The following is a 25794-nucleotide window of genomic DNA, read 5'->3' as shown; positions in this document are numbered from 1 at the left end:
AGGAAGTTGATCGTTCATCATGTGCTCCTGTAACTCACTGATTCAGCAAAGTCGTCGATAAGGTCGTTCGAGACGCCGCGCACGGGGCAACCCGCTGCGCGGCGTCGCGCGTTTACCGGCCCCCGCCGGCGAGCTGGTTGCCTTCCGGCATCGGGCGATACGGGCCTTCGGCGAGTTCGAGCCCTTGCGGATACGAGGTCGCCTTGCGCAGGTACGCGAGCGTGCCGTCCTTGCGTGCCTGCTCGACTTCCGCGCTGACTTCGGCGCGCGTACGCGGGCCGTTGTGTTGCGAGTACCACGACGTGTTGGCGTAGTCGCCGGCGTGCGGGGTGCCCGAGTCGGCAAAGGCCGGTGCGGACACGGCAAGTGTGAGAGCGAGGGCCGAGAGAAGATGGCGGCGGTTCATGGCGTAACTCCTAGAGATGTCGGAGCTGGCGCCCGAGCGCTGACTCCGGTCCCGCCAGGCGGGATCTGTTCGATGCGCAACGAGGTGCGCGACAGGGTTTACTCTAGGTGTCCGTTCCGTCGCGATAAATGCGGCAGACGCGAATTGAATTGTCGCTGTACAGGAACAATTGGAATCCGCACACGCAGTGAGGACATGCGCGCAGCCTTGCCCGGCGGCGCCGACAGCGAGATACGGCAGGTCCGCCGGAACGCGCCGCGACGATCGGCGCGTGTTCAGCAACAGTCCATTGCGTACGGTGTCAGGATGCCGCGGCGCGCGCCGTTCATCGCGCATCGTGTCGACGGGAACGGCCGGCTGCGGTACGCGATGATGGGACGGCGAATCAGATCGCTTCGAGCCGGTAGCCCAGCGTATAGACCGCGCTGAGGCGCACGCCGTTCGACGGCTGCAGCGCGAGCTTCATCCGCAGCCGATAGATGTGCGTGTCGAGGCTGCGCGACACGCCAGCCATGTCGCGGCCCCAGAGCGAGCGAATCGGCGCGTCGCGCGGCATGATCCGCCCGGGATTGCGAAACAGCAGCACGGCGAGATCGAATTCTCGCGGCGTCAGCTTGACCGGCGCGCCATGCAGCAGCACGGTTCGCGTTCGCGTGTCGATCAGATAGCCGCCGAGCCTGAGCGTGTCGTGCCGGCCGGCGCCGCCGTGATACGCGCGCCTGAGCAGCGCGTTGGCGCGCGCCAGCAGCTCGAACTGATTGATCGGCTTGACCATGTAGTCGTCGGCGCCCGCGTTGATCGCGGAGAAGACTTCATCGTCGCGCGCGCGTTGGGTCAGGAACAGGATCGGCAGACGGCCCCCAATGCGCTCGCGTGTCCATTGGAGCACTTCGAATCCGGACATGCCGGGCACCCGCCAGTCGAGAATCAGCAGATCGACCACCGAACTCTCCAGATGGCGAATCGCCTGATTTCCGTTGCTGACTGCATGCACGCGATAGCCTGCCGTTTCCAGTATCGACGTGATCAACTCCACATAGGCGGGATCGTCCTCGAGATAGAGAACGTTCATGTTACGTACTCCTTCGATGTTGATCGTAACGATCGGGCCGTGTCGAGCGTCCGGGCGGGAAAGGGAGATCCGGCTCACGCACCCGACGATCGGCAGCACGTAATTTGCCGCGATATTCGTCTCGATGCGTCGGAAAAATTGTCAACGATTTTGAACGTGTGGAATTCATTAAGTTAGTGGTATTAATCATTTTTTTTTGGTTTGTGAAAGGGGCGCGAGGTTGGGTCTCTTTGTTGACAAAGGTTGTCAATGTCCGTGAATGGCTCGATTACGCTTGGTCGTGCCGGTAGCAGGCCGGCGCACGACAGGAATGAGCGATCCAGGGGGCGCGCATGTTGATTTACAAGTCGTTTGTGGAAAAGAAGGCGCTGCTCGAGGCCCAGCTGGAGCGGGAGCGTCTTGCCATTGCAGCGACGGTATTGACCGAAGTGCGACGTTGCATCGAAGAGTTCGGTTTCACGCCGCAGGAGATTTTTTCGGACGACGGCGGTACGCCCGGAAGAAAGCGTCGCGCGAAATACTTCAATCCGGAGACCGGACAGACGTGGTCCGGCGTCGGCCGTGAACCGGCATGGATACGCGGTCAGGATCGAAGCCGGTTCGCGATCGATGCGCCGCCTGTCGATTCGAATCAACATGAGTACTCCTGATCTCGTATGAACGATGAATCGGCATGTGGGTTCCGGCGGTGCGGTAACGCTGATGTTTCCCCGTGCGTCCCGCCCGCCTCGCAGGCCGGTCACCGACAGCGCGATCGCCGGTCGGTGGGCTGACTTGCTATGGGCCGATTACCATCATGAATGGGACCGGTTTCCAATACAAATATATTACATCCGTAGTGTGACATTTCGTGGAACTGACCAAGGTCCTGCCGGCAAGCGGGCGCGATACGGGTCGGTAGCGAGGGGAAATGCGTATGAACAATGGAACGGCCGGTCGGCATCGACGGGGGCTGGCACCCGCACCCGTGTGCGTGGGTATCGGCGTGGCGCACGAGACGCTCGAGATATGTATTTCGTCGCTGAGCGTGATTTTCGGCTACCGGAACGAGACGTTCGGCATCGAGTCGCTGGCCGATGGGATCGTCGCGTGGGCGCCGGCGCTCATCGTGCTGGAGTCGGCCGGCGGGGCCGAGCATGAAGTGGCGTGTGCGCTTCAGGCGCTGCGATTGCCGCTCGCCATCGTCAAGCCGCAACAGGCGCGGGACTGGCTCCCGGATTCGGCGACGCTACCGCTCGACGGAAAAGGGGCGCGGGCACGCGTGCTGGCGGCGCTCGCGGATGCGCTGAACCGGCATCCGTCGGGCGGGCGCCTCGTCGAGCCGCTGTCCGATCCGCAACTGGGGCACGTGCAGGCGCTGGTTCAGCGCCGACGTCAACTGGCACGCATGCAGATCGCGGAATATCAACTGCTGACGTTGTGTCACGGGAGCGTGCGCAACGGCATCGTGCAGACGATCGCGTTCCTGAAACACCAGATCGCGGTGGTCGATCGCCATTGCGCGCGGCATGTGAACACGCAGCGCGACGCGTTCGCGCGGTTGCTGGCGCACGAGGTGCGACCCGGCCGCGTCGCGCGTCACGTGCAGGTGGGCGCGTTCATCCGCAACTGGCGGGCGAAGTGACGCGGCGGTGCGCCGCGTTCAGGCAACCCACTCGTTGATGACCGGCGTATCGAGCACCGGCGCGCGTTCGGCTTCCTCGAACGTCCGCTTGCTGCACGTCGCGTCGAGGCTGCCCTTGCCGCTCAGCAGCGGGCAGCGGTCGAACACTTCGGCAATCCAGTCGACGAACACGCGCACCTTCGGCGACAGATGGCGGCTGTGCGGATACACGACCGAGATCGGCATCGGCAGCGGCTTGACGCCGGGCAGCACCTCCTTGAGCCGGCCTTCGCGCAGGTGCGGCAGCACCATGAACAGCGGCGGCTGGATCAGCCCGAAGCCCTCGATTCCGCACGTCACGTACGCGTCGGCGTCGTTCACCGACACGATGCCCTCCATCTTCATCTCGACTTCCTTGCCGTCGATCAGGAACGTCCAGTCGATCGTGCGGCCCGTGCGGCTCGAGAAGTAGTTGACGGCCTTGTGCTGGCTGAGGTCGTCGATCGTCTGCGGCTCGCCGTGGTGCTCGAGATAGTCGGGCGACGCGACCGTCACGCATTCGAACAGGCCGACGCGGCGCGCGACGAGCGACGAGTCCTGCAGCGCGCCGACGCGGATCACGCAGTCGACGCCTTCCTGCAGCAGGTCGACCGGCCGGTCGGACAGGCCGAGTTGCAGGTCGATGTCCGGATAGCGCGTATGGAATTCGCACAGCGACGGAATCACGAGCAGCCGCCCGATCGAGCCCGGCATGTCGATACGCAACTTTCCGTGCGGCTTCCGGTTGTTGGCCTGGAAGCTTGCTTCGGTTTCCTCGACGTCCGCGAGGATTCGCACGCATCGTTCGTAGTACGCGGCGCCGTCCGGCGTGAGCGACAGCCGGCGCGTGGTCCGGTGCATCAGCCGCACGCCGAGGAAGGCTTCGAGATTCTGGATGATCGTCGTGACGGACGCCCGCGGCAAGCCGAGCGTTTCTGCTGCCTTGGTGAAGCTGCTTGTATCGACGACGCGAGTAAACACCTGCATGGCCTGAAGCCGGTCCATCACAACCTCCGCAATTTAATTTGCCGCCGGAACAAGAAGGCTGCGCTACCTCGTGGGTAAACGCAGCCTCGGATTGTTCGGGGGCGTTGAATTGTGTTGCCGGATTATAGGCATTTATCCCAATGTCTGCCGGACTCAGAATTCGTTCCATCTCGAAATGGACGCTGCATCGTCATGGACGCTTCTGAATTCAGCAAATTCCTGAAAGCCGCGCTGCCCGCTCAAGCCATAGCGGGCGCGGCGCTGACGGTTGCCGAAGTGGAAATTCCCGGCTACGCGCAGGACATCGTGCTGCGCCTCTACCGCCGTCCGGACAAGACCGGGCTGCCAGTAGTGCTTTATTTTCACGGCGGCGGCTTCGTCCGCGGTTCGCTCGAAGACGCGGATTTCGCCGCGCGCTTTTTAGCAGAACGCTTACCAGCTCTCGTAGTGTCGGTCGATTATTCGCTCGCGCCGGCCTTTCCTTTTCCGGCCGCGCCGGAGGATGCGTATCGCGCCGCCGTGTGGGCCGCGACGCGCGCCCGCGCGTTCGGCGGCAACCCGAAAAAGATCGGCGTGGCCGGGCACGACGCGGGCGGCCAGCTCGCGAACTGCCTGGCCTTCATCGCCCGCGACCGCGGCGAAGTGTCGATCGCTGCGCAGGCGCTGTTCGGGCCGATGCTCGATCCGAGCATGACGCGCATCGGCGACGCCGAGCGCCTCGCGTCCGACATCACCGCGCGCGAATGCGCGGCCTGTTATCGCGCATATCTGCCGCAGGCGGCGCAGCGCATGCACCCGTACGCGGCGCCGATCGAGTCGGTGCGCCTCGCGGGGCTGCCGCCGACGCTCGTCGTCACCGCGCAGAACGACGTGCTGCACGTCGAGGCGGAGAAATATGCGGGCTGCCTGATCTCGTCGGGCGTGCTCACGCAGGTGATTCGCTATCCGGACATCACGCACGCCGCGCTCGCCACGCACGAAGCCGCATTCGAGGAAGCCGTGCGCTTCTTTCAGTGCCGCTTCCAGGCGCGCCAGCCGAATCGTTCCGAATAACCAGAACCAATCCACGCTTACCGGAGATCCACATGGCCATCCTACGCACCTCCCGCTCCCGAATCGCGACCGCGGCGATCGTCACGCTCGCCGTCGTCGGCCTCGGCACGTTCGGCGCGATGCGCGTGAACGCGAACGCCCCCGAGAAAGCGGCGGCGCCGCTGCCCGAAGTCGACGTCGCGACCGTCGTGCCGCAGACCGTCACCGACTGGCAAAGCTATTCGGGCCGCCTCGAGGCGGTCGAGAAAGTCGACGTGCGCCCGCAGGTGTCGGGCACGATCGTCGCGGTGAACTTCAAGGACGGCGCGCTCGTGAAGAAGGGCGACGTGCTGTTCGTGATCGACCCGCGCCCGTACCAGGCTGAAGTCGACCGCGCCGCCGCGCAGCTCGCGGCCGCGCAGGCACGCAACGGCTATGCGCAGACCGACTGGCAGCGCGCGCAGCGGCTGATCGGCGACAACGCGATCGCGAAGCGCGACTACGACGAGAAGCAGAACGCGGCGCGCGAAGCGAACGCGAACCTGAAGGCCGCCGAAGCCGCGCTGGAAACGGCGCGCATCAACCTCGGCTATACGCGCATCACGGCGCCGGTATCGGGCCGCGTGTCGCGCGCGGAAATCACGCTCGGCAACGTCGTATCGGCCGGCGCATCGGCCGCGCCGCTGACGACGCTGGTGTCGGTGTCGCCGATCTACGCGTCGTTCGACGCGGACGAGCAGACCTATCTGCAATACATCAACGGCGCGCGCAGCGGCCGCAAGGTGCCGGTCGAGCTCGGCCTCGCGAACGAAACCGGCTACTCGCGCAGCGGCGAGATCGATTCGGTCGACAACCGGCTCGACACGTCGTCCGGCACGATCCGCGTGCGCGCACGCTTCGACAACGCGGACGGCACGCTCGTCCCGGGCCTCTACGCACGCGTGAAGGTGGGCGGCAGCGCGCCGCACGAGGCGCTGCTCGTCGACGACGCGGCGATCAACACCGACCAGGACAAGAAGTTCGTGTTCGTCGTCGATCAGCAGGGCCGCGTGTCGTACCGCGAAGTGCAGCCGGGGATGCAGCACGGCAACCGGCGCGTGATCGTGAGCGGCCTTGCCGCCGGCGATCGCGTGGTCGTGAACGGCACGCAGCGCGTGCGCCCCGGCGCGCAGGTGAAGCCGCACATGGTCCCGATGACGGGCGGCGACGAGCCGTCCGCGCCGCTCGCGGATAACGCGAAGCCGGCCGCACCGGCGAAGGCGGATTCGTAAGCGGCGCGCCGCTTCGCATCCGCGTTCAACCAGACAGAGCAACCCATGAACATTTCCAAATTCTTTATCGACCGGCCGATCTTCGCAGGAGTCCTATCAGTGATCATCCTGCTCGGCGGGGTGATCGCGATGTTCCTGCTGCCGATTTCGGAATATCCGGAAGTCGTGCCGCCTTCCGTGATCGTGAAGGCGCAGTACCCGGGCGCGAACCCGAAAGTGATCGCCGAGACGGTCGCGTCGCCGCTGGAAGAACAGATCAACGGCGTCGAGGACATGCTCTACATGCAGTCGCAGGCGAACAGCGACGGCAACATGACGATCACCGTCACGTTCAAGCTCGGCACCGATCCGGACAAGGCCACGCAGCTCGTGCAGAACCGCGTGAACCAGGCGCTGCCGCGTTTGCCGGAAGACGTGCAGCGGCTCGGCATCACGACGGTGAAGAGCTCGCCGACGCTGACGATGGTGGTCCACCTGATCTCGCCGGACAACCGCTACGACATGACCTACCTGCGCAACTACGCGCTGATCAACGTGAAGGATCGCCTGTCGCGGATCCAGGGCGTCGGCCAGGTGCAGCTGTGGGGTTCGGGCGACTACGCGATGCGCGTGTGGCTCGATCCGCAGAAGGTCGCGCAGCGCGGGCTGTCGGCCGAGGACGTCGTGCAGTCGATCCGCGAGCAGAACGTGCAGGTCGCGGCCGGCGTGATCGGCGCATCGCCGTCGCTGCCCGGCACGCCGCTGCAGCTGTCGGTGAACGCGCGCGGCCGTCTGCAGACGGAAGACGAATTCGGCGACATCGTCGTGAAGACGACGCCGGACGGCGGCGTCACGCACCTGCGCGACATCGCGCGGATCGGGCTCGACGCATCCGAATACGGGCTGCGCTCGCTGCTCGACAACAAGCCGGCCGTCGCGATGGCGATCAACCAGTCGCCAGGCGCGAACTCGCTGCAGATTTCGGACGAAGTACGCAAGACGATGGCCGAGCTGAAGCAGGACATGCCGGCGGGCGTCGACTACAAGATCGTCTATGACCCGACGCAGTTCGTGCGCTCGTCGATCAAAGCCGTCGTGCACACGCTGCTCGAAGCGATCGCGCTGGTCGTGATCGTCGTGATCGTGTTCCTGCAGACCTGGCGCGCGTCGCTGATCCCGCTGATCGCGGTGCCGGTGTCGATCATCGGCACGTTCTCGCTGCTGCTCGCGTTCGGGTATTCGATCAACGCGTTGTCGCTGTTCGGGATGGTGCTCGCGATCGGGATCGTGGTCGACGATGCGATCGTCGTCGTCGAGAACGTCGAGCGCAACATCGAAGGCGGGATGAACGCGCGGCAGGCGACCTACAAGGCGATGCAGGAAGTGAGCGGGCCGATCATCGCGATCGCGCTGACGCTGGTCGCCGTGTTCGTGCCGCTCGCGTTCATGTCGGGCCTGACCGGCCAGTTCTACAAGCAGTTCGCGATGACCATCGCGATCTCGACGGTGATCTCGGCGTTCAACTCGCTGACGCTGTCGCCGGCGCTGTCCGCGATCCTGCTGAAGGGGCACGGCGACAAGGAGGACTGGCTCACGCGCGTGATGAACCGCGTGCTCGGCGGCTTCTTCCGCGGCTTCAACAAGGTGTTCCATCGCGGCGCGGAGAACTACGGCCGCGGCGTGCGCGGCGTGCTGTCGCGCAAGACGCTGATGCTCGGCGTGTACCTCGTGCTGGTGGGCGCGACCGTGCTCGTGTCGAAGGTCGTGCCGGGCGGCTTCGTGCCCGCGCAGGACAAGGAATACCTGATCGCGTTCGCGCAGCTGCCGAACGGTGCATCGCTCGACCGCACCGAGAAGGTGATCCGCGACATGGGCTCGATCGCGCTGAAGCAGCCGGGCGTCGAGAGCGCGGTCGCGTTCCCGGGGTTGTCGGTGAACGGCTTCACGAACAGCTCGAGCGCGGGCATCGTGTTCGTCACGCTGAAGCCGTTCTCGGAACGGCACGGCAAGGCGCTGTCGGCCGGCGCGATCGCCGGGGCGCTGAACCAGAAGTACAGCGCGATGAAGGATTCGTTCGTCGCGGTGTTCCCGCCGCCGCCGGTGCTCGGCCTCGGTACGCTCGGCGGGTTCAAGATGCAGATCGAGGATCGCGGCGCGGTCGGTTACGCGAAGCTGTCGGATGCGACCAACGACTTCATCAAGCGCGCGCAGCAGGCGCCCGAACTTGGCCCGCTGTTCACGAGCTACCAGATCAACGTGCCGCAGCTCAACGTCGATCTCGACCGCGTGAAGGCGAAGCAGCTCGGCGTGCCGGTGACCGACGTGTTCAACACGATGCAGGTGTATCTCGGTTCGCTGTACGTGAACGACTTCAACCGCTTCGGTCGCGTGTACCAGGTGCGTGTGCAGGCCGATGCGCCGTTCCGCCAGCGCGCGGACGACATCCTGCAACTGAAGACGCGCAACGACAAGGGCGAGATGGTGCCGCTGTCGTCGCTCGTCACGGTGACGCCGACGTTCGGCCCGGAAATGGTCGTGCGCTACAACGGCTACACGGCGGCCGACATCAACGGCGGCCCGGCGCCCGGCTTCTCGTCGGGGCAGGCACAGGCCGCGGTCGAGCGCATCGCGCACGAGACGCTGCCGCGCGGCGTGCGGTTCGAATGGACCGACCTCACGTACCAGCAGATCCTCGCGGGCGATTCGGCGATGTATGTGTTCCCGATCAGCGTGCTGCTCGTGTTCCTCGTGCTCGCCGCGCTGTATGAAAGCCTGACGCTGCCGCTCGCGGTGATCCTGATCGTGCCGATGAGCATTCTGTCGGCGCTGACGGGCGTGTGGCTCACGCAGGGCGACAACAACATCTTCACGCAGATCGGCCTGATGGTGCTGGTGGGGCTGTCCGCGAAGAACGCGATCCTCATCGTCGAATTCGCGCGCGAGCTCGAACACGACGGCAGGACGCCGCTCGAGGCCGCGATCGAGGCGAGCCGGCTGCGGCTGCGCCCGATCCTGATGACGTCGATCGCCTTCATCATGGGCGTGGTGCCGCTCGTCACGTCGACCGGCGCCGGTTCGGAAATGCGCCATGCGATGGGTGTCGCGGTGTTCTTCGGGATGCTCGGCGTGACGCTGTTCGGGCTGATGCTGACGCCGGTGTTCTACGTCGTGCTGCGTACGCTCGCGGGCGGCAAGATCCACGTCGCCGGCAAGGATTCGACGGGGTACGGCGTGCCGGCGCCCGATGCTTGAGGACCAGAAAATGAATAACTTGCACAACACGAACGGCCTGATGCGCTTCGCGAAGGTGGCGGCCGCGAGCACCCTGCTCGCGACGCTGCTCGCCGCGTGCGCGGTGGGCCCCGACTACCAGCGTCCGGACGCGGCGGCGCCGGCCGCGTTCAAGGAAGCGCCGACCCTCGCCGCGGGCGAGCAGGCCGGCACGTGGAAGACGGCCGAGCCGTCGGACAACGAACATCGCGGCGAATGGTGGAAGGTGTTCGGCGACCCGGTGCTCGATTCGCTCGAGACGCAGGCGCTCGCCGCGAACCAGAACCTGAAGGCCGCGGCCGCGCGGGTCGAGGAAGCGCGTGCGGCGACCCGTTCCGCGCGCTCGCAATGGTTCCCGCAGATCGGCGCCGGGTTCGGGCCGACGCGCGAAGGGCTGTCGTCGGCGTCGCAGTTCCAGCCGCAGGGCACCGGCCCGACCAACGCGACGCTGTGGCGCGCGCAGGGCACGGTGTCGTACGAAGCCGACCTGTTCGGCCGCGTCGGCCGCAACGTCGAGGCGTCGCGCGCCGACCAGGCGCAGAGCGAAGCACTGTTCCGCTCGGTGCAGCTCGCGCTGCAGGCCGACGTCGCGCAGAACTACTTCGAACTGCGCCAGCTCGATTCCGATCAGGATCTGTACCGCCGCACGGTGGAGTTGCGCGAGCAGGCGCTGAAGCTCGTGCAGCGTCGCTTCAACGAAGGCGACATCAGCGAGCTCGACGTGTCGCGCGCGAAGAACGAGTTGGCGAGTGCGCAGGCCGATGCGGTGGGCGTCGCGCGTCGGCGTGCCGCGTCCGAGCATGCGCTGGCCATTCTGCTCGGCAAGGCGCCGGCGGATTTCGCGTTCAAGGAAACGCCGATCGTGCCGGTCGCGGTGAAGATTCCGCCGGGCCTGCCGTCCGCGCTGCTCGAACGGCGTCCGGACGTGTCGGCGGCCGAGCGCGCGATGGCGGCCGCGAACGCGCGGATCGGGCTCGCGAAGTCGGCGTACTTCCCGAAGCTCTATATCACCGGGGCGTTCGGGTATGAAGCATCGACGCTCGGCAACCTGTTCCTGTGGTCGAGCCGCACGTTCCTGCTCGGGCCGTTCGCCGGCACCGCGCTGACGTTGCCGCTGTTCGACGGCGGACGGCGGGCTGCCGGTGTGCAGCAGGCGCGCGCGCAGTACGACGAGCAGGTTGCGAACTACCGGCAGCAGGTGCTCGTCGCGTTCCGCGAGGTCGAGGACAATCTTGCGGACCTGCGTCTGCTCGATGATCAGATCCGCGCGCAGGATGCGGCCGTCAACGCGTCGCGTCGGGCGGCGACGTTGTCGCGTACGCAGTATCAGGAAGGCGAAGTGGCCTATCTCGACGTGATCGACAGCGAGCGGTCGGTGTTGCAGTCGCAGTTGCAGGCGAACCAGTTGACGGGGGCGCAGGCCGTATCGACGGTCAACCTGATCCGGGCGCTGGGCGGCGGGTGGGGGCCGGCGCCGGCTGCGGTTGGCGACGCGGCGACCAGCAAGGCGGAGGTGGCTGCGCGCTGAGCGTGAGCGGCGGGCGATTCGGGCAATTCGTTGCCCGGCCGTCGGCCGCGAATCGAAGAACCCCGGCATGCAGGCTCAGGCCTGCGTGACCGGGGTTTTTTCATGGTGCGTCGAGCTGATATCGCAACTAACGGTCAAGCTCGCCCGGCACCGGCGGGCGGAGCGTGCGGCCGTGTCCCGCCGCACGCCCGATCAAGCTAGGGGGCCTTCAGCCCGCAGCGCCCGCACCAGTTCGCCGGCCGCCTTGCCGAGCCCCGAGTGCTTCGGCCGGCGCAGATACACGGGCAGCGGCAGCCCGTTGCGGATGTTCGCGAACACGAGCGGCGTGAGCTCGCCGGCGGCGACATGCCGGCCGATCAGCGATTCGGGAAAATTCGCCCAGCCATGCCCGGCCTTCACGAGCGCGATCGCGGTCGCCATGTCGGTCACCTTCCACGTGCGGTTGCCGATCACCGGGCGCACGTCGGTGAGCGGTCGCCCGGGATCGGCGATCACGATCTGCCGGAACCCCGACAACCGCTCGATCGCCTCGGGCTGCGCGGCTTCGGCGATCGACGGATGACCGGGCGCGGCGACGGCAATCAGCGTCTCGGTCCACAGCGCGTGGATCTGTTCCTGCGGATGAAGATCGAGCCCGCCGTACGCGACGCAGAGATCGACGGCGCCGCGATGCAGGGCGTCGACGATCGCGTCCTGCGGCGCGGTGACGATGCTGATCGCGAGCGCCGGATACTTCGCGGCCACGGACGTCAGCGCGCGCGCAACGGGCGCGCCGTCGAGCTCGGCCGCGAGACCGAGCCGCAGCGTGTCCTCGACGCCTTCCGACAGATGCTGCGCATGCGCGCGCAGCGCTTGCAGCCGTTCGGCGATCGAGCGCGCGTCGGGCAGCAGCGCGGCCATCGCGGCGGTCGGCGTCGGCTCGCGCGTGCCGCGATCGAACAGCACGAGGTCGAGTTCGGCCTCGAGGTTCGCGATCGCCATGCTGACCGCCGACGGCGTGCGGCCGAGCGCACGCGCGGCCGCCGAGAACGAGCCTTTGTCGATGACGGTCAGCAGCATGTCGATGTGATCGCTGGTCAGCATGGTCGGCCGCCTCCTGTCAGAAAAATTGAAACGACCTGACTTTTGCGGACGCAGTGCCCGCTGTAGTCTCGCCACCTGGTTCGAAACGAAGGTGGTCGGTCATGCAAGGATGGAAGAGACGCATAGTTTACGTCGTGATGTTCGAGGTGCTCGGCATCCTCGTCGCGTCGTCGGTGCTCGGCATGCTGAGCGGCGCGAGCGCGGCGACGAGCGGGCTGCTCGGCGTGATGATCTCGACGACGGGCGTCACCGTCAATTTTCTGTACAACCTCGGGTTCGAGGCGTGGGAGCGGCGGCGTGCGGAAACGACGCGCACCGTCGGGCGGCGTGTCGTGCATGCGATCGGGTTCCAGGTCGCGCTCGTGACGTTCCTGATTCCGCTGATCGCGTGGTGGCTCGACGTGTCGTTATGGCAGGCGTTCCTGTACGACGCGGTGCTGATCGTGTTCTTCCCGATCTTCACGTTCGCGTACAACTGGGCGTTCGACAGCGTGTTCGGGTTACCAGATGCGGTGACGCGCAAGGCAGCGTCGGGTGCGTGATGCAGACGGATGCGGAACGAGGCGGACTGCCCGCGTCGTTTCGCTTCTGCAAGAGAGAGGAAGACGGGGCGGCGCGCATGCCGCCCGTTCGCGTTACGCGGCGACGAACTCGTGCACGTAACGGTTGAACACCGCGGGGCTCGCCGCATTCATCCCGTGCGATGCGCCGGCAACCGTCTGCCGTTGCGCATGGCCGATCCACTGCGACAACGTGTCGACGTTGTGGCGGAACATTTTCGGGCTGCGCTGGCCGTCGATCAGCAGCGTGCGGCATGCGATATCGCCGGCCGTGTGCTGCGAATACGCGGGCAGCGGGTCGCGCAGCTGCTTCGGCAGCGTGCTCGCGTTGTCGATGGCCATCGTACGAAAGCGCGACGTGCTCTTCTTCCATGCACCGGGCAGGCTCACGGAATCGACGAACATCTCGAGGCCGGCTTCGACTTCGCCTTGATCGATCAGGTTCACGGCCTTCGTGCGCAGTGCGATCGCGGTGGCCGGCATCGCGGCTTCGTGCACGCCCGGCTGCTGGAGCGGGCCGCCCGGATCGGCGAGCGTCAGCGATTCGACGAGGTGCGGATGCTGGCGCGCAACGTTGAACGCGACGCTGCCGCCGCGCGAATGGCCGACCAGATGCACGGGGCCGAGATCGAGCGCGTCGATGAATTCGGCGAGTTCGTCGACGTGGTTCTGCCAGCCGAACTCGTCCTGGATGCCCGCTTCGACGGCCGGCCAGTAGTGGCTCAGGCTCGGCGCGATGCAGCGGTAATGGGCCGACAGCGCCGCGAGTTGCGGATCCCAGTAGCGGTAGTCGCACAGCGAGCCGTGCACGAATACCATCGGCGCACCGCCGCCCCGCTCGACATACGGCAGGCTGATGCCTGACGAAAGCGTCGCAAATTGCAGGTCGGGGTTCGCGAGCACGGACGGCTCGATTCGCATGTTCATGACTGAAAGACTCAAGGGTGCGTCAACACGACGCAACTATGCATCACGGCGACCTGCAAGGAAAACGCATAATTTTCATCGTCACGATCAATTTTATTGATGACTGCGCCGGAAACCCCTGTCGCAGCGTGGTCATGCATCGAAACCTTCAATCATCTGACGATTGATTGCTGCACCGAAAGGGGCGTGCGGCCGCCTGCGCGCACGCGCCTTTGCATTGAGAAAGGGAGGGTGGCGCGTCAGCGCACCGTCAACGCCGGCACGCGCTGAAGCTCGACCGGCAAATCATTATCGGCCGCGAACTGCATCGCGAACTCGAACGCATCCGCACACGCGGCGCGCAATTCGTCGGACACGAACAGGCATTTGACGCCGCCGTCGACGACCGGCATCGCGAGCCGCGACAGCGCGCACGGATAGCCGGGCCGCCGTTCGCCGACGAACAGCGTGATGACGCCCGCGAGCCGCTCGGGCCAGTCGCTCGGGCGGAAGGTTTTCCGCGCGCGCGTGACGCCGCGGATCAGGTGGCCGGCGATGCGGCCGTGCTCGGTGATGTCGATGCGATCCATGCTGTTGTGCGTGTCCTCGTGCGCGTCATTCGCCGCCGTCGGCCGCCGCGTCGCCGCGCGCGGGAATCCGCAGGTTGCGCAGCTTGTGATAGAGCGTTTTCTTCGGCATGCCGAGCGCCTCGCTCGCGTCCGCGACGTTGCCGTTGTGACGCCGCAGCATGTCCTCGATCAGCATCCGCTCGAAATACGCGAGCTGCTCCGCGAGCGTGCTGCCGGCCGTCGGCGTGCCGCCGGACGACAGCAGGCTGTCGCCGGTCAGCCCGAGCACGAAGCGGTCGGCCACGTTCTGCAGTTCGCGCACGTTGCCGGGCCACGCGTGCGTCATCAGTTCGGACACCTGCGCGGCGGTGACGACCGGCGCCGGCTGCCCGAAGCGCCGCGCGGCCGCGAGCACGAAATGCTCGAACAGCAGCGGCACGTCCTCGCGCCGCTCGCGCAGCGGCGGCAGCTCGATCTGCGCGACGTTGAGGCGATACAGCAAGTCCGCACGGAAACGCCCGTCGGCCGCGAGTTCGGCGAGATCGGCCTTCGACGCGGCCACCACGCGGCAGTCGACCGGAATCAGGTCGTTCGCGCCGAGCCGCTCGACCACGCGCTCCTGCAGCACGCGCAGCATCTTGATCTGCAGCGCGATCGGCATCGTCTCGATCTCGTCGAGGAACAGCGTGCCGCCATCGGCCCATTCGATCTTGCCGATGCGCTTCTTGATCGCGCCGGTAAACGCGCCGGCCTCGTGGCCGAACAGCTCGCTCTCGAAGATCTGCTCGGGCAGGCCGCCGCAATTCAGCGCGACGAAGTGCGCGTCGCGCCGGCCGCCGAAGTCGTGCAGGCTGCGCGCGATCAGCTCCTTGCCGGTGCCCGTCTCGCCGGTGATCAGCACCGACACCGACGTATCGGCGAGGCGCAGGATCTTCTTGCGCACGTCGGCCATCGCGGGCGACTTGCCGAGCACGAACGCCTCGATGCCCTGCCAGTTGTTCAACGCGGCGCGCAAGCCTTGGACCTCGAGCGTCAGGCGGCGCTTCTCGATTGCGCGCGCGACGCGGCCGGCGATCACGTCCGACGAAAACGGTTTCTCGATGAAGTCGTACGCGCCGACCTGCATCGCGCCGACGGCCGTCGAGATGTCCGCATGGCCGCTGATCAGCACGACCGGAATCTGCGCATCGATGGCCATCACGCGGTCGAGCAGCTGCAGCCCGTCGATGCCCGGCATTCGCACGTCCGACACGATCACCACCGGCGCGCCGGGCGCGACGTGCGCGAGTGCGTCGGCGGCCGACGCGAACGCGTCGACCGGGAACCCGGCGAGCGCGACGGCCTGCTCGACGCCGATCCGGACGTTCTCGTCGTCCTCGACGACCAGCACGCGAATCTCATCTTCCATGCTCTGTCCTTTGTTGCGGCGTCGCCGCCGCGAATTCAATGGTGAACTGCGCGCCGCCTTCGTCGCGGTTCGTCGCGGCGATCTTCGCGCCGAACGCCTCGACGATGCGCGACGTGATCGCGAGGCCCAGCCCGAGGCCCTGGCCGCGCGGTTTGGTCGTGACGAATGGCTCGAACAGGTGCGGCAGCACGTCGGGCGCGATGCCGGCGCCGCTGTCGGCCACCGTGAAGCGCACGCGGCCATCCTCGTCCGGGCCGGCCGCGTCGATGACGATGCGGCGCACCGGCGCGTCGTGCACCGCGTCGAGCGCGTTGCCGAGCAGGTTCACGATCACCTGCTGCAACTGGCTCGATTCGGCCGAGACCGTCGTGCCGGGCGCGATGTTCACGTCGAGCCGCACGCCTTCGTCGCGAATCCGCGCATCGTAGATGAGCCGCGCATGCGCGACGGCCTCGTTCAGCGACACCGCGACGCGCTCGACGTCGGGCTTGCGCGCGAAGGTCTTCAGTTCGCCGGTGAGCACGGCCATGCCGTCGACCAGCTTGCCGACCCGTTCGAGATTCGCGAGCGCCGGCGCCGGCTGGCCGCGTTCGAAGAATGTGCGCGCGTTGTCGCAGAGCGTGCGGATCGCGACGAGCGGCTGGTTCAGCTCGTGCGTGAGGCCGGCGGCCATCTGCCCGAGCACCGCGAGCTTGCCCGCGTGCACGACTTCCTGCTGCGAATCGCGTAGCCGCTGCTCGGTGCGCTCGCGTTCGTCGATCTCGCGCTGCATCCGCTCGTTCGCGGCCGTCAGCGCGGCCGTGCGCTGCGCGACGGTCAGTTCGAGCCGGTCGTTCGCGCGACGCAGCGCGTCCTGCGCGCTCAGCCGCGCGAGGATCGCCCGGCGGCGCTGGATCGCATAGCCGACCAGCAGCGCGACGATCAGGAACGCGCCGGTGACGAACACGAAAGCCGTCTGCTGCTGGCGCCGCGCGCCCGCGATGTCGAGCAGCACCATCAACGAATCGCCGCCCTGCGGCGCGGGGCGCGACATCACGAGATAGCGCGTGGTGCGGCCGGCGTGGCGCGGATCGGGGAAGGTGCCGAACCACGCGGCCGAGCTGCGGTCGCCGATGCGGCGATAGGGCAGCGCGTCGACGGTGCGGCCCGCGTACTGGCGCGACGCCTGGATGTCGCGCTGCTGCTGCGCGGTGATCGGGCGCAGCGCGGCGAATTTCCACGCGGGCTCGGTCGAGATCACGACCACGCCGTTGCTGTCGACGACCAGCGCGGCGACGCCCGGCGCACGCCACGCCGATTCGAGCGGGTCGACGCTGATCTTCACGGCGGCCACGCCGATCGGCGCGCCGTCGCTGCGCACCGCGCTCGCGAAGTAGACGCCCGGCACGCCGGTGTTGGTGCCGATGCCGAAGAAGCGGCCGCTGCCGCGCGCGAGAGCGTCCTTGAAGTACGGCCGGTACGACACGTTGGTGCCGACGAAGCTGATCGTCTCGTTCCAGTTGCTCGCGGCGATCACGTCGCCTTGCAGATCGATCACGTCGACCGCGCCGCTGCCCGCGTCGCGATTCACGGCTTCGAGGTAGGTGTTCACCGCATGCACGAGCGCGGGTGCGTCGTTCGGCGCGGCTTTCAGCATCGCGCGCACGCCGTCCTGCCGCGCGACCAGGCCGGGCAGGATCTCGAAGCGGCCGAGCTCGCTTTTCAGGCTCGACGCGTACAGGTCGAGCCGGTGCGCGCCGGCTTCCTCGAGCGCGTCGATCGCGCGTTCCCATGCGAAATCGACGGCCGCGCCGGCCACGCCGACGTACAGCACCGCGGCCGATGCCCAGCCCCACCACGGGATTCCCTTGAAGCTTTTCTGCACGTTCGCCCTCATCGAAGCCGCCACCGGCCGTCCGCCACCGGCCGTCCGCCACCGGCCGTCCGCTACCGGCCGTCCCAATCGCCCGCCCGGAACGACGCGCGCCGCGCGCCGGCTCAAGGCCGGCGGCGGCGCGTGCGAGGCAGCCGGCGCGACGGTGCGCGCGGCCGCGCGTTATCCGAAGTGCGCGACCAGGATCAGCGTCACCGTGACGACGATCGCGCCGCCGATGCGGGTGGCGATCTGCGCGAACGGCATCAACTGCATCCGGTTCGCGGCGGTCAGGATCGCGACGTCGCCGGTGCCGCCTTGCCCGCTGTGGCAGGCGTTCACGATTGCGGTGTCGATAGGGTACATCTTCAGCAGGCGGCCGACCACGAAACCGGTGCCCATCAGCGTCGCGACGGTCGACACGATCGTGACCACGTTGACGATCGTGAACGCGGCGGTCAGCTTGTCCCACGGCGTCATCGCGACGCCGATCGCGAACAGCAGCGGATACGTGACGGCGGTCGAGAAGAACTTGTAGACGACGAACGCGCCTTCCTGCAGCGGCGGCGACACCGCGCGCGCGAGCTTCACCAGCACCGCGAGGAACAGCATCGCGACCGGCGCGGGCAGGCCGAACAGCTTGTGCGCCATCAGGCCGACGAGGTACAGCGTGATCGCGGTGATGCCGGCGCCCGCGATGTGCGTGACGTCGACGTGGCCGCGGATCTCTTCGCTTTGCGGCGCCATGTCGCCGCTTTCGCCGACTTGCAGGCGGCCGTTGCCGGTCAGATGCGGCAGGCGCTTGCCGAGCATGTCGAGCGCACCCGACAGGATGATCGCGGTCAGGCTGCCGAGCATCACCGGCGGCAGCACCATCGCGAACATCTCGCCCTGCGGCAGGTGCATCAGTTCCGAATAGCCGATCGACAGCGGAATCGCGCCTTCGCCGACGCCGCCCGCCATGATCGGCACGACGATGTACAGCAGCGTGTGGCGCGCGCCGAGGCCGAGCGCGGTGCCGACCGCCGTGCCGACGATCGCGGCCGCGACCGAGCCGGCCGCGAGCGGAATGAAGATCTTCACGAAGCCCTGGATCAGCACGCGGCGATCCATGCTCAGGATGCTGCCGACGATGATCGACGCGATGAACAGGTACAGGAAGTTGGTCGATTTCGTGAATTCGACCGTCAGGTTCAGCACCGGCTTCGGCAGCACGTGGTAGTACGTGAGCGCCGACGGCACGAAGGTCGCGAAGATCGCGGCCGCGCCGATGTTGCGCAAGAGCGGCAGGCGCTTGCCGAGTTCCGCGCAGGTGAAGCCGAAGAACGCGAGCACGGCGATCGCCATCGAGATTTCGCCGGGCACCTTGCCCGTCACCGCGAAGCCGACGATCAGCCCGAACAGGATCACGTAGACCGGCAGCGGAATGATGCCGATGCGAATCTCCATCAGCTTCCACCAGCCTTCCGGCCAGAAGCGTTCGCGCGTGGCGGGACCGGCTGCCGCAATCGGCTCGGGATGGGACGGGGTATGGATAGAGGTCTGCAAGACGTGTCTCCTGATGTTTGGAATGCCTGCATTGCTTCGCGGCATCGTGTGCCGTCTATTACGCAACCCCCATGCCAGAATTCCGAAGCGCCGGAATATTTTTAGTCCATTGATTCATAAGGGATTTATTTCGTCTGCGGAAAGAGTTTTCCGTAAGGGCTGGCCGAGATTTCGGAATTCCCGCGGCGGCGAGGCCGAGATTTCGGCCTGACGGCGGCCCGGGCGCCCGGCCCTGCCAGCCGCCCGCCGTACCGCCCGCCATATCGCCGCGCGCGATTTTCTTCGCACAATCGCTTCGTAGACCGCCTTCCCGCCGCTCTCTATCATCGGCTGATCTTTTTCCGACGTGACGACGACTGTCCGGAGAACGCCCGCGCGTTCGCCGCGGCTTCGCTCATCCGTCGATACCGTCTTTGGACAGGAGAGTGGTTCCCATGCTGCATCCCGTGTTTTCCGCCCGCTTTTCCGCCGGCCGTGTGGCCCGCCTCGCCCGCCTGCTGACGGCCGCGCTGCTCGGCGTCGTGCTGCTGAACGGCGCGCGCGCCGACATCGCGCCGCTGAAGGTCGGCATCTCGACCAGCCCGCAGATCGAGGCGCTGAAGATCGCCGCGAAGGAGGCGAAGGAGCAGGGCCTCGACGTGAAGATCGTCGAATTCACCGACTGGAATACGCCGAACGCGGCGCTCGCGAACAAGGACATCGACGTCAACTACTTCCAGCACATCCCGTTTCTCGAGAACGCGAAGAAGCAGGGCGGCTACAACTTCATCTCGATCGCGCCCGGCACGATCATGAAGATCGGCCTCTATTCGAAGAAGGTGAAAAGCTTTGCCGAGCTGAAGGATGGCGCGCGCGTCGCGATCGCGAACGATCCGGTCAACGGCGGGCGCGGGCTGTTGCTGCTGCAGCGCGCGGGGCTCATCACGCTGAAGCCGGGCGCCGACTACCGCGCGACGACGCACGACATCGTCGCCAATCCGAAGCACCTGAAGATCATCCCGCTCGAAGCGTCGCAACTCGCGCGTTCGCTCGACGACGTCGACCTCGCGCAGGGCTACCCGAGCTTCATCAAGCTCGCCGGCACGACCGACCCGAACAGCGCGCTGCTGTTCGACGGCACCGAGAACAAGAACTTCGCGATCCAGTGGGTCGTGCGGCCCGAGAGCGCGAACGATCCGCGCATCCGCAAGTTCATCTCGATCTACCAGCACTCGCCGGCGGTGCGCAAAGCGCTCGACAACGCGTTCGGCTCGCTGTACGCGATCGCGTGGTGACGGAGGCGGCATGACGACGGCGAACCGCAAGAAGATCCTGCTCAACGCGTTCAACATGAACTGCGTCGGGCACATCAACCACGGGCTGTGGACGCATCCGCGCGACCGCTCCGCGCATTACACCGATCTCGACTACTGGGCCGATCTCGCGAAGACGCTCGAACGCGGCAAGTTCGACGGGATCTTTCTCGCGGACATCGTCGGCGTGTACGACGTGTTCGGCGGCGGCCCTGACGCCGCGCTGCGCGAATCGGTGCAGGTGCCCGTCAACGATCCGCTGCTGCTCGTGCCCGCGATGGCGCAGGTCACGCGGCATCTCGGCTTCGGCGTGACCGCGAACCTGACCTACGAGCCGCCGTACCTGTTCGCGCGCCGCATGTCGACGCTCGATCATCTGACGAAAGGGCGCGTGGGCTGGAACATCGTCACCGGCTACCTCGACAGCGCCGCGCGCGGGATGGGCCTCGCGCAGCAGATCGGCCACGACGACCGCTACGAGCGCGCCGACGACTACATGGACGTCGTCTACAAGCTGTGGGAACAGAGCTGGGACGACGATGCGGTGATCCGCGACGCGCAGGCGCGCGTGTTCGCGCAGCCGGGCAAGGTGCGGCGCGTGAAGCACGACGGGCCGTTCTATTCGATCGATGCGATCCATCTGAGCGAACCGTCGCTGCAACGCACGCCGGTGCTGTACCAGGCCGGCTCGTCCGCGCGCGGCGTCGAGTTCGCGGGCCGTCACGCGGAATGCGTGTTCGTGAACGGGCAGAGCAAGGCCGCGGCGCGCACGGCGGCGCTCGACATCCGTGCGGCGGCCGCGCGGCAGGGGCGCGACCCGGCGTCGATCAAGATCTTCGCCGGCGTGAGCGTCGTGACGGCCGAGACCGAATTGCTCGCCCGCGAGAAGTTCGACGAGTACCGGCGCTACGCAAGCCCTGAAGCCGGCCTCGCGCATTTCGCGAGCTCGACCGGCATCGATTTCGCGAAGTACGGCCTCGACGAGCCGATCTCGTACGTGAAGACCGATTCGATCCAGTCGGCCGTCGATGCGATCTCGCGCAAGAGCACGACCGGCACGTGGACCGTGCGCCGGATGCTCGAACAGATGTCGCTCGGCGGCCGCTATGCGCCGATCGTCGGTTCGCCGTCGCAGGTCGCGGACGAACTGCAGGCGTGGATCGACGAGACCGGCATCGACGGCTTCAACCTGACGCGCACCGTGATGCCCGAGTCGTTCGAGGATTTCGTCGACTGGGTCGTGCCCGAGCTGCAGAACCGCGGCGTCTACAAGGAAGACTACGATCCCGCGTCGACGCTGCGCGAGAAGCTGTTCGGCGCCGGCCCGCGCCTGCCCGCCTGGCACACCGGCGCGCAGCACCGGCCGGCGGCCGCAGCCGAACCCGAACCCGCGCATCCCGCGCATGCCTGAACGTGACGGAGCGAAGCGATGACGCAATTGTTCGATACGCTGGGTTTCATCGAGGCATCGGCCGTGCGCGCCGGCGCGGGCGTCGGTGCGACCGCGCATGACGAAACGGCCGTGCCGGCCGACGGCGCGGCCGTGTCGCTGGAGCAGGTCGGCAAGGTGTTCGCGACGCCGCGCGGCCAGGCCGCCGCGCTGCGCGACGTGACGCTCGACGTGCGGCGCGGCGAGGTGTTCGGCATCATCGGCCGCAGCGGCGCCGGCAAGTCGACGCTGCTGCGCCTCCTGAACGGCCTCGAACGGCCGAGCTCGGGCCGCGTGCGCGTGCAGGGCGTCGACGTCGGCGCGCTCGACGAGGATGGCCTCGTCGCGTTGCGGCGCCGCACCGGCATGGTGTTCCAGCATTTCAACCTGCTGTCCGCGAAGACGGTGTTCGAGAACGTCGCGCTGCCGCTGAAGATCGCCGGCGTGCCGAAGGCCGAGCGCGTGCGCAAGGTCGACGCGCTGCTCGACCTCGTCGGGCTCGCCGCGAAGCGCGACGCGTACCCGGCGAGCCTGTCGGGCGGGCAGAAGCAGCGCGTCGGCATCGCGCGGGCGCTCGTGCACGATCCGGAGGTGCTGCTGTGCGACGAAGCGACGTCGGCGCTCGATCCGGAAACCACGCAATCGATCCTCGCGCTGCTCGCGGACATCAACCGTCGTCTCGGGCTGACGATCGTGCTGATCACGCACGAGATGGAGGTGATCCGCGCGGTATGCGACACGGTCGCGGTGATCGAACAGGGCGAAGTCGTCGAAACGGGCCCGGTGTGGCGCGTGTTCGGCGATCCGCGCCATGGCGCGACGCGCGCGCTGCTGAGCACGCTGCAGCACGACCTGCCGGCCGAACTGGCCGCGCGCGTGCGGCCGCTGCCCGAGCAGGCCGCGCTGCCCGACGGCGCGCAGATCGTGCTCGACGTCCGCTATACGGGCGAAAGCGGCGGCGAGCCGGACGTCGGCGCGCTCGCGGCGGCGCTCGGCGGCTCCGTGCGGTTCCTGCACGGCGGCATCGAAAGCATCCAGGGACACGCGCAGGGGCGGCTCGTGATCGCCGCGACACCGCGTGCGGATGACGCCGGCCCGTCGGCCGCGCGCGGCGGCGCGGTCGCCGCGCTGCTCGAACGTGCGCGCCGTCATGCGAATCATGCGGAGGTGCTCGGCTATGTTTGAGCTCTGGTGGCCCGAACTGCTCGACGCGATCCGCGACACGCTGTCGATGGTCGCCGCGTCGGCCGCGATCGCCGCGCTGATCGGCATCCCGCTCGCGGTGATCCTCGTGACCACCGCGCCCGGCGGCATCTACGCGCGGCGCGGCGTGAACGCGGTGCTCGGCGCGCTCGTCAACGTGTTCCGCTCGACGCCGTTCATCATCCTGCTGGTCGCGCTGCTGCCGTTCACGCGCATCCTGATCGGCACGACGATCGGCGTGTGGGCGGCCGTCGTGCCGCTGTCGATCGCCGCGATCCCGTTCTTCGCGCGGATCGCCGAAGTGAGCCTGCGCGAAGTCGATCGCGGGCTGATCGAGGCCGCGCTCGCGATGGGCGCGAAGCGCCGCCACATCGTATGGCACGTGCTGCTGCCCGAAGCGCTGCCCGGCATGCTCGGCGGCTTCACGATCACCGTCGTCGCGCTGATCGGCTCGACCGCGATGGCGGGCGCCGTCGGCGCGGGCGGCCTTGGCGATCTCGCGATCCGCTACGGCTATCAACGTTTCGACACCACCGTCATGGCGACCGTGATCGTGATCCTGATCGCGCTCGTCTCGGCCGTGCAAATCACGGGCGACCGCCTGGTCCGACGCGTGACCCGGCGAACCTGAGCGACGCCACAAGCGTCCGCTCGCTTCATTCCTGATCCTGAGAGAAAAACCATGACCTTGCCCATCGGCGCGCCGCGCGAATGGAACGGACAATTCGAGGAAGCGCTGTTTCTGCAGGTGGCGCGACGCCATCGCCCGGACTTCCCCGACAAGGTGGCGACGCCGCCGCGCGAGCCGCGCAACGGCGACGAGCTGGCTGCCGTCGCGGACTACTACACGAAGATGGCGTCGCACGACCTGTTCATCGTGCAGGTCGTCGCGAAGGCGATCGACACGCTGTTCCGCGACGATCCGCATTTCCAGTTGATCTTGTCGCGCCAATTGGGCGACGACGGCGCGCACGCGGTGATTGGCCGTGAGCGCGTGACCGAACTCACGGGGCGCGACCCGCTGCCGGAAGTCGACCGCCTCGTCGCCGCGCACTGGGCGCGCATCGGCGATATCGCGGTGCGCGACGTCGCGGGCTTTCTCGCGTTCGAATGGCATTACGAGCTGCACATCCTCGCGAAGCTGTGGATCCAGCGCAAGACCGGCCGCATCGGCGACAGCGCGATGCGCGAGCACGGCGAGAACCGGATTCGCCCGGACGAGGAATGGCATCGCGTGCAGATCGTCCAGTGGTGGTTCGACACGCTGCAGGCGCTGCCGGTGGCCGAGCGCGACGCGCTGATCGATCGCGTGATCGCGGCCGACGAGGAAACCCAGGCGCGGCTCGACGGCTATCTGCACGACGAGTACGCGCATACCGCACTGGTGTTCGGCGCGGATATCGCCGACTATCGTGCGATCTACGACGACTGGCGGCGCGAGATCCTGTCGCGGCTGACCGGCCGCCGGCTTGGCGCCCTCGTCCCGCTGTCGGGCGAAACCGTTGAACAGGAAGCTGTCGCATGAACGATCCACGCGGCCCGGCGACGCTGGCGCCGGATACCGATACACCGGCTTTGGACCGCGCCGCGCTGGCACGCGCGATCGATGCGCTGCGCGTGAGCGCCGCCGAGCGCGACCGCGCCGGCGGTCATGCGGCGCAGGAGAAGCAGTGGCTCGCCGACGCGGGCCTGCTGACGCTCGCGGTGCCGCGTGCGTTCGGCGGGCAGGAAGCGGCGTGGCCCGCGATCTACGACGTGATCCGGCAGGTCGCGCGGGTCGACAGCGCGCTCGCGCATCTGGTCGGCTTCCAGTGCCTGCAGGTAGTAAGCGTCGACGTGTGGGGCAGCGCCGCGCAGCGCGAGCGCTACCTGCGCGGCACGGTCGACGGGCGCTGGTGGTGGGGCAACGCGGTCAATCCGCTCGACACGCGGCTCGTCGCCACGGCGACGCCCGACGGCGGCTACCGGCTCGACGGCGTGAAAGGTTTCTGTTCCGGCACGCGCGGCTCGCAGCGGATGACGGTGTCCGCGCATGATCCGGCGATCGGCCGCACCGTGTTCGGCGTGGTGCCGACCGATCGGGCCGGCATCACGGTCAACGAAGACTGGGATCCGGTCGGCCAGCGTCAGACCGATAGCGGCAGCGTGCGCTTCGACGGCGTGACGCTCGCGCCGGACGAAGTGCTGCACCGCTCCGAGACTGCGCCGACGCCGCGCGCGACGCTGCGCACGCTCGTGTCGCAGCTCGTGCTGACGAACCTGTTCGTCGGTCTGGCGGAAGGCGCGCTGGCCGAGGCGCGCGACTACGTGCGGCAGCATGGCCGCCCCTGGATTCACTCGGGCGTCGAGCGGGCCGAGGACGATCCGTACACGCTGCAGCGCTTCGGCGACATGCGCGTGCGCGCGATTGCCGCGGCGGCGCTGGCCGATCGCGCGGCCAACGCGTTGCAGCACGCGTGGGCGCGGCAGGATGCGCTGACGGCGGACGAACGCGCTGAAGTCGCGCTCGCGGTATCGGAAGCGAAGATCGTCGCGCAGCGCGCGGCGCTCGACAACGGCGAGGCGCTGTTCGACGCATGCGGCGCGCGTGCGACGGCCGCGTCGCTCGGCCTCGACCGCTTCTGGCGGAATGCGCGCACGCATACGCTGCACGATCCGATCGACTACCGGCTGCGCGACGTGGGCCGGTTCGCGCTGACCGCGGCGTTGCCGCAGGCGTCGCTCTATACGTGAAGGCGGCCCGCCCCCTGCGCCGTG

22 protein-coding genes are annotated in these 25794 nt (G+C 67.4%); 13 read left to right on the top strand and 9 right to left on the bottom strand.

Annotated features, from left to right (window positions below; all coding sequences use genetic code 11):
• Positions 1 to 112: 112 nt before the first annotated feature.
• Positions 113 to 406, bottom strand: coding sequence for a DUF4148 domain-containing protein (locus HWX76_RS20310; protein WP_089489810.1), 294 nt, complete (start codon positions 404 to 406; stop codon positions 113 to 115).
• A gap of 385 nt (positions 407 to 791) precedes the next feature.
• Entirely contained in the window at positions 792 to 1478 is a 687-nt protein-coding gene (locus tag HWX76_RS20305) for a response regulator transcription factor (RefSeq protein WP_176016266.1), read from the bottom strand.
• A gap of 332 nt (positions 1479 to 1810) precedes the next feature.
• On the opposite strand from HWX76_RS20305, the gene HWX76_RS20300 reads away from it, so the two are divergent.
• Together HWX76_RS20300 and HWX76_RS20295 are read left to right on the top strand one after the other, a co-directional pair.
• Positions 1811 to 2128, top strand: a complete 318-nt coding sequence (locus HWX76_RS20300) for an H-NS histone family protein (RefSeq protein WP_176016265.1) — start codon at positions 1811 to 1813, stop codon at positions 2126 to 2128.
• Between the two features lie 266 nt (positions 2129 to 2394).
• Complete coding sequence (locus tag HWX76_RS20295; RefSeq protein ID WP_176016264.1) at positions 2395 to 3102, top strand: hypothetical protein; 708 nt, start codon at positions 2395 to 2397, stop codon at positions 3100 to 3102.
• 18 nt (positions 3103 to 3120) lie between these two features.
• On the opposite strand, the gene ceoR is transcribed toward HWX76_RS20295, so the two are convergent.
• Positions 3121 to 4125, bottom strand: a complete 1005-nt coding sequence (gene ceoR / locus HWX76_RS20290) for a putative multidrug efflux transcriptional regulator CeoR (RefSeq protein WP_089489807.1) — start codon at positions 4123 to 4125, stop codon at positions 3121 to 3123.
• Between the two features lie 174 nt (positions 4126 to 4299).
• Here ceoR and HWX76_RS20285 point away from each other — a divergent pair, with 174 nt between their 5' ends.
• The 4 genes from HWX76_RS20285 to opcM are packed head-to-tail and all read left to right on the top strand — an operon-like array spanning position 4300 to position 11187.
• Positions 4300 to 5160: an alpha/beta hydrolase gene (locus HWX76_RS20285; protein WP_050017334.1), complete on the top strand. Its 861-nt coding sequence runs from the start codon at positions 4300 to 4302 to the stop codon at positions 5158 to 5160.
• Positions 5161 to 5192: 32 nt separating this feature from the next.
• On the top strand, positions 5193 to 6410 hold the full coding sequence (gene ceoA / locus HWX76_RS20280; RefSeq protein ID WP_050017333.1) for a multidrug efflux RND transporter periplasmic adaptor subunit CeoA: 1218 nt from the start codon (positions 5193 to 5195) through the stop codon (positions 6408 to 6410).
• A gap of 45 nt (positions 6411 to 6455) precedes the next feature.
• On the top strand, positions 6456 to 9641 hold the full coding sequence (gene ceoB / locus HWX76_RS20275; protein WP_050017332.1) for a multidrug efflux RND transporter permease subunit CeoB: 3186 nt from the start codon (positions 6456 to 6458) through the stop codon (positions 9639 to 9641).
• Between the two features lie 10 nt (positions 9642 to 9651).
• Positions 9652 to 11187: a multidrug efflux transporter outer membrane subunit OpcM gene (gene opcM, locus HWX76_RS20270; protein ID WP_176016263.1), complete on the top strand. Its 1536-nt coding sequence runs from the start codon at positions 9652 to 9654 to the stop codon at positions 11185 to 11187.
• A gap of 192 nt (positions 11188 to 11379) precedes the next feature.
• Here the strand turns inward: opcM and HWX76_RS20265 are convergent, their stop codons facing one another.
• Complete coding sequence (locus HWX76_RS20265) at positions 11380 to 12270, bottom strand: LysR family transcriptional regulator (protein WP_124681040.1); 891 nt, start codon at positions 12268 to 12270, stop codon at positions 11380 to 11382.
• 101 nt (positions 12271 to 12371) lie between these two features.
• Between HWX76_RS20265 and HWX76_RS20260 the strand changes: the two genes are divergently transcribed.
• Positions 12372 to 12812, top strand: coding sequence for a PACE efflux transporter (locus HWX76_RS20260; RefSeq protein WP_176016262.1), 441 nt, complete (start codon positions 12372 to 12374; stop codon positions 12810 to 12812).
• A gap of 93 nt (positions 12813 to 12905) precedes the next feature.
• Here HWX76_RS20260 and HWX76_RS20255 read toward each other — a convergent pair whose 3' ends face one another.
• From HWX76_RS20255 to HWX76_RS20235, 5 genes are all read right to left on the bottom strand, one after another.
• A complete protein-coding gene (locus tag HWX76_RS20255) occupies positions 12906 to 13757 on the bottom strand; it encodes an alpha/beta hydrolase (RefSeq protein ID WP_176016261.1) in 852 nt (283 codons plus the stop codon).
• Positions 13758 to 13996: 239 nt separating this feature from the next.
• Positions 13997 to 14326: a DUF3579 domain-containing protein gene (locus tag HWX76_RS20250; protein WP_176016260.1), complete on the bottom strand. Its 330-nt coding sequence runs from the start codon at positions 14324 to 14326 to the stop codon at positions 13997 to 13999.
• 25 nt (positions 14327 to 14351) lie between these two features.
• The gene (locus HWX76_RS20245; protein ID WP_124555324.1) at positions 14352 to 15713 is read right to left on the bottom strand and encodes a sigma-54 dependent transcriptional regulator; all 1362 of its coding nucleotides are present in this window, start codon (positions 15711 to 15713) and stop codon (positions 14352 to 14354) included.
• Positions 15703 to 17589, bottom strand: a complete 1887-nt coding sequence (locus tag HWX76_RS20240) for an ATP-binding protein (RefSeq protein WP_050017326.1) — start codon at positions 17587 to 17589, stop codon at positions 15703 to 15705. The genes HWX76_RS20245 and HWX76_RS20240 overlap by 11 nt, the downstream gene beginning before the upstream one ends.
• A 159-nt stretch (positions 17590 to 17748) precedes the next feature.
• On the bottom strand, positions 17749 to 19113 hold the full coding sequence (locus HWX76_RS20235) for a 2-hydroxycarboxylate transporter family protein (RefSeq protein WP_050017325.1): 1365 nt from the start codon (positions 19111 to 19113) through the stop codon (positions 17749 to 17751).
• Between the two features lie 434 nt (positions 19114 to 19547).
• Between HWX76_RS20235 and HWX76_RS20230 the strand changes: the two genes are divergently transcribed.
• The 6 genes from HWX76_RS20230 to HWX76_RS20205 are packed head-to-tail and all read left to right on the top strand — an operon-like array spanning position 19548 to position 25770.
• The gene (locus HWX76_RS20230) at positions 19548 to 20387 is read left to right on the top strand and encodes a MetQ/NlpA family ABC transporter substrate-binding protein (protein ID WP_176016259.1); all 840 of its coding nucleotides are present in this window, start codon (positions 19548 to 19550) and stop codon (positions 20385 to 20387) included.
• A 10-nt stretch (positions 20388 to 20397) separates the two neighbouring features.
• Positions 20398 to 21816 (top strand): LLM class flavin-dependent oxidoreductase, encoded by a 1419-nt coding sequence (locus HWX76_RS20225; RefSeq protein WP_176016258.1) that lies wholly within the window; start codon positions 20398 to 20400, stop codon positions 21814 to 21816.
• Between the two features lie 18 nt (positions 21817 to 21834).
• The gene (locus HWX76_RS20220; protein ID WP_050017322.1) at positions 21835 to 23019 is read left to right on the top strand and encodes an ATP-binding cassette domain-containing protein; all 1185 of its coding nucleotides are present in this window, start codon (positions 21835 to 21837) and stop codon (positions 23017 to 23019) included.
• On the top strand, positions 23012 to 23668 hold the full coding sequence (locus HWX76_RS20215; RefSeq protein ID WP_050017321.1) for a methionine ABC transporter permease: 657 nt from the start codon (positions 23012 to 23014) through the stop codon (positions 23666 to 23668). Before HWX76_RS20220 ends, HWX76_RS20215 begins: the two co-directional genes overlap by 8 nt.
• 51 nt (positions 23669 to 23719) lie before the next feature.
• A complete protein-coding gene (locus HWX76_RS20210; RefSeq protein ID WP_050017320.1) occupies positions 23720 to 24562 on the top strand; it encodes a hypothetical protein in 843 nt (280 codons plus the stop codon).
• Positions 24559 to 25770: an acyl-CoA dehydrogenase family protein gene (locus HWX76_RS20205; RefSeq protein ID WP_176016257.1), complete on the top strand. Its 1212-nt coding sequence runs from the start codon at positions 24559 to 24561 to the stop codon at positions 25768 to 25770. Before HWX76_RS20210 ends, HWX76_RS20205 begins: the two co-directional genes overlap by 4 nt.
• The last annotated feature ends 24 nt before the right edge of the window (positions 25771 to 25794 follow it).

Origin of the sequence: Burkholderia sp. BCC0398, assembly GCF_902833245.1 — a bacterium.
Lineage (GTDB): Bacteria > Pseudomonadota > Gammaproteobacteria > Burkholderiales > Burkholderiaceae > Burkholderia > Burkholderia sola.
The sequence above is the reverse complement of the archived record's forward strand: the minus strand, read 5'-3'. Positions and strand labels throughout refer to the sequence as shown.

Excerpts from the sequence above, each read along its gene's own strand:
- HWX76_RS20310 (WP_089489810.1), bottom strand. The coding sequence starts at position 406 with ATGAACCGCCGCCATCTTCTCTCGGCCCTCGCTCTCACACTTGCCGTG.
- HWX76_RS20305 (WP_176016266.1), bottom strand. The coding sequence starts at position 1,478 with ATGAACGTTCTCTATCTCGAGGACGATCCCGCCTATGTGGAGTTGATC.
- HWX76_RS20300 (WP_176016265.1), top strand. The coding sequence starts at position 1,811 with ATGTTGATTTACAAGTCGTTTGTGGAAAAGAAGGCGCTGCTCGAGGCC.
- HWX76_RS20295 (WP_176016264.1), top strand. The coding sequence starts at position 2,395 with ATGAACAATGGAACGGCCGGTCGGCATCGACGGGGGCTGGCACCCGCA.
- ceoR (WP_089489807.1), bottom strand. The coding sequence starts at position 4,125 with ATGGACCGGCTTCAGGCCATGCAGGTGTTTACTCGCGTCGTCGATACA.
- HWX76_RS20285 (WP_050017334.1), top strand. The coding sequence starts at position 4,300 with ATGGACGCTTCTGAATTCAGCAAATTCCTGAAAGCCGCGCTGCCCGCT.
- ceoA (WP_050017333.1), top strand. The coding sequence starts at position 5,193 with ATGGCCATCCTACGCACCTCCCGCTCCCGAATCGCGACCGCGGCGATC.
- ceoB (WP_050017332.1), top strand. The coding sequence starts at position 6,456 with ATGAACATTTCCAAATTCTTTATCGACCGGCCGATCTTCGCAGGAGTC.
- opcM (WP_176016263.1), top strand. The coding sequence starts at position 9,652 with ATGAATAACTTGCACAACACGAACGGCCTGATGCGCTTCGCGAAGGTG.
- HWX76_RS20265 (WP_124681040.1), bottom strand. The coding sequence starts at position 12,270 with ATGCTGACCAGCGATCACATCGACATGCTGCTGACCGTCATCGACAAA.
- HWX76_RS20260 (WP_176016262.1), top strand. The coding sequence starts at position 12,372 with ATGCAAGGATGGAAGAGACGCATAGTTTACGTCGTGATGTTCGAGGTG.
- HWX76_RS20255 (WP_176016261.1), bottom strand. The coding sequence starts at position 13,757 with ATGAACATGCGAATCGAGCCGTCCGTGCTCGCGAACCCCGACCTGCAA.
- HWX76_RS20250 (WP_176016260.1), bottom strand. The coding sequence starts at position 14,326 with ATGGATCGCATCGACATCACCGAGCACGGCCGCATCGCCGGCCACCTG.
- HWX76_RS20245 (WP_124555324.1), bottom strand. The coding sequence starts at position 15,713 with ATGGAAGATGAGATTCGCGTGCTGGTCGTCGAGGACGACGAGAACGTC.
- HWX76_RS20240 (WP_050017326.1), bottom strand. The coding sequence starts at position 17,589 with ATGAGGGCGAACGTGCAGAAAAGCTTCAAGGGAATCCCGTGGTGGGGC.
- HWX76_RS20230 (WP_176016259.1), top strand. The coding sequence starts at position 19,548 with ATGCTGCATCCCGTGTTTTCCGCCCGCTTTTCCGCCGGCCGTGTGGCC.
- HWX76_RS20225 (WP_176016258.1), top strand. The coding sequence starts at position 20,398 with ATGACGACGGCGAACCGCAAGAAGATCCTGCTCAACGCGTTCAACATG.
- HWX76_RS20220 (WP_050017322.1), top strand. The coding sequence starts at position 21,835 with ATGACGCAATTGTTCGATACGCTGGGTTTCATCGAGGCATCGGCCGTG.
- HWX76_RS20215 (WP_050017321.1), top strand. The coding sequence starts at position 23,012 with ATGTTTGAGCTCTGGTGGCCCGAACTGCTCGACGCGATCCGCGACACG.
- HWX76_RS20210 (WP_050017320.1), top strand. The coding sequence starts at position 23,720 with ATGACCTTGCCCATCGGCGCGCCGCGCGAATGGAACGGACAATTCGAG.
- HWX76_RS20205 (WP_176016257.1), top strand. The coding sequence starts at position 24,559 with ATGAACGATCCACGCGGCCCGGCGACGCTGGCGCCGGATACCGATACA.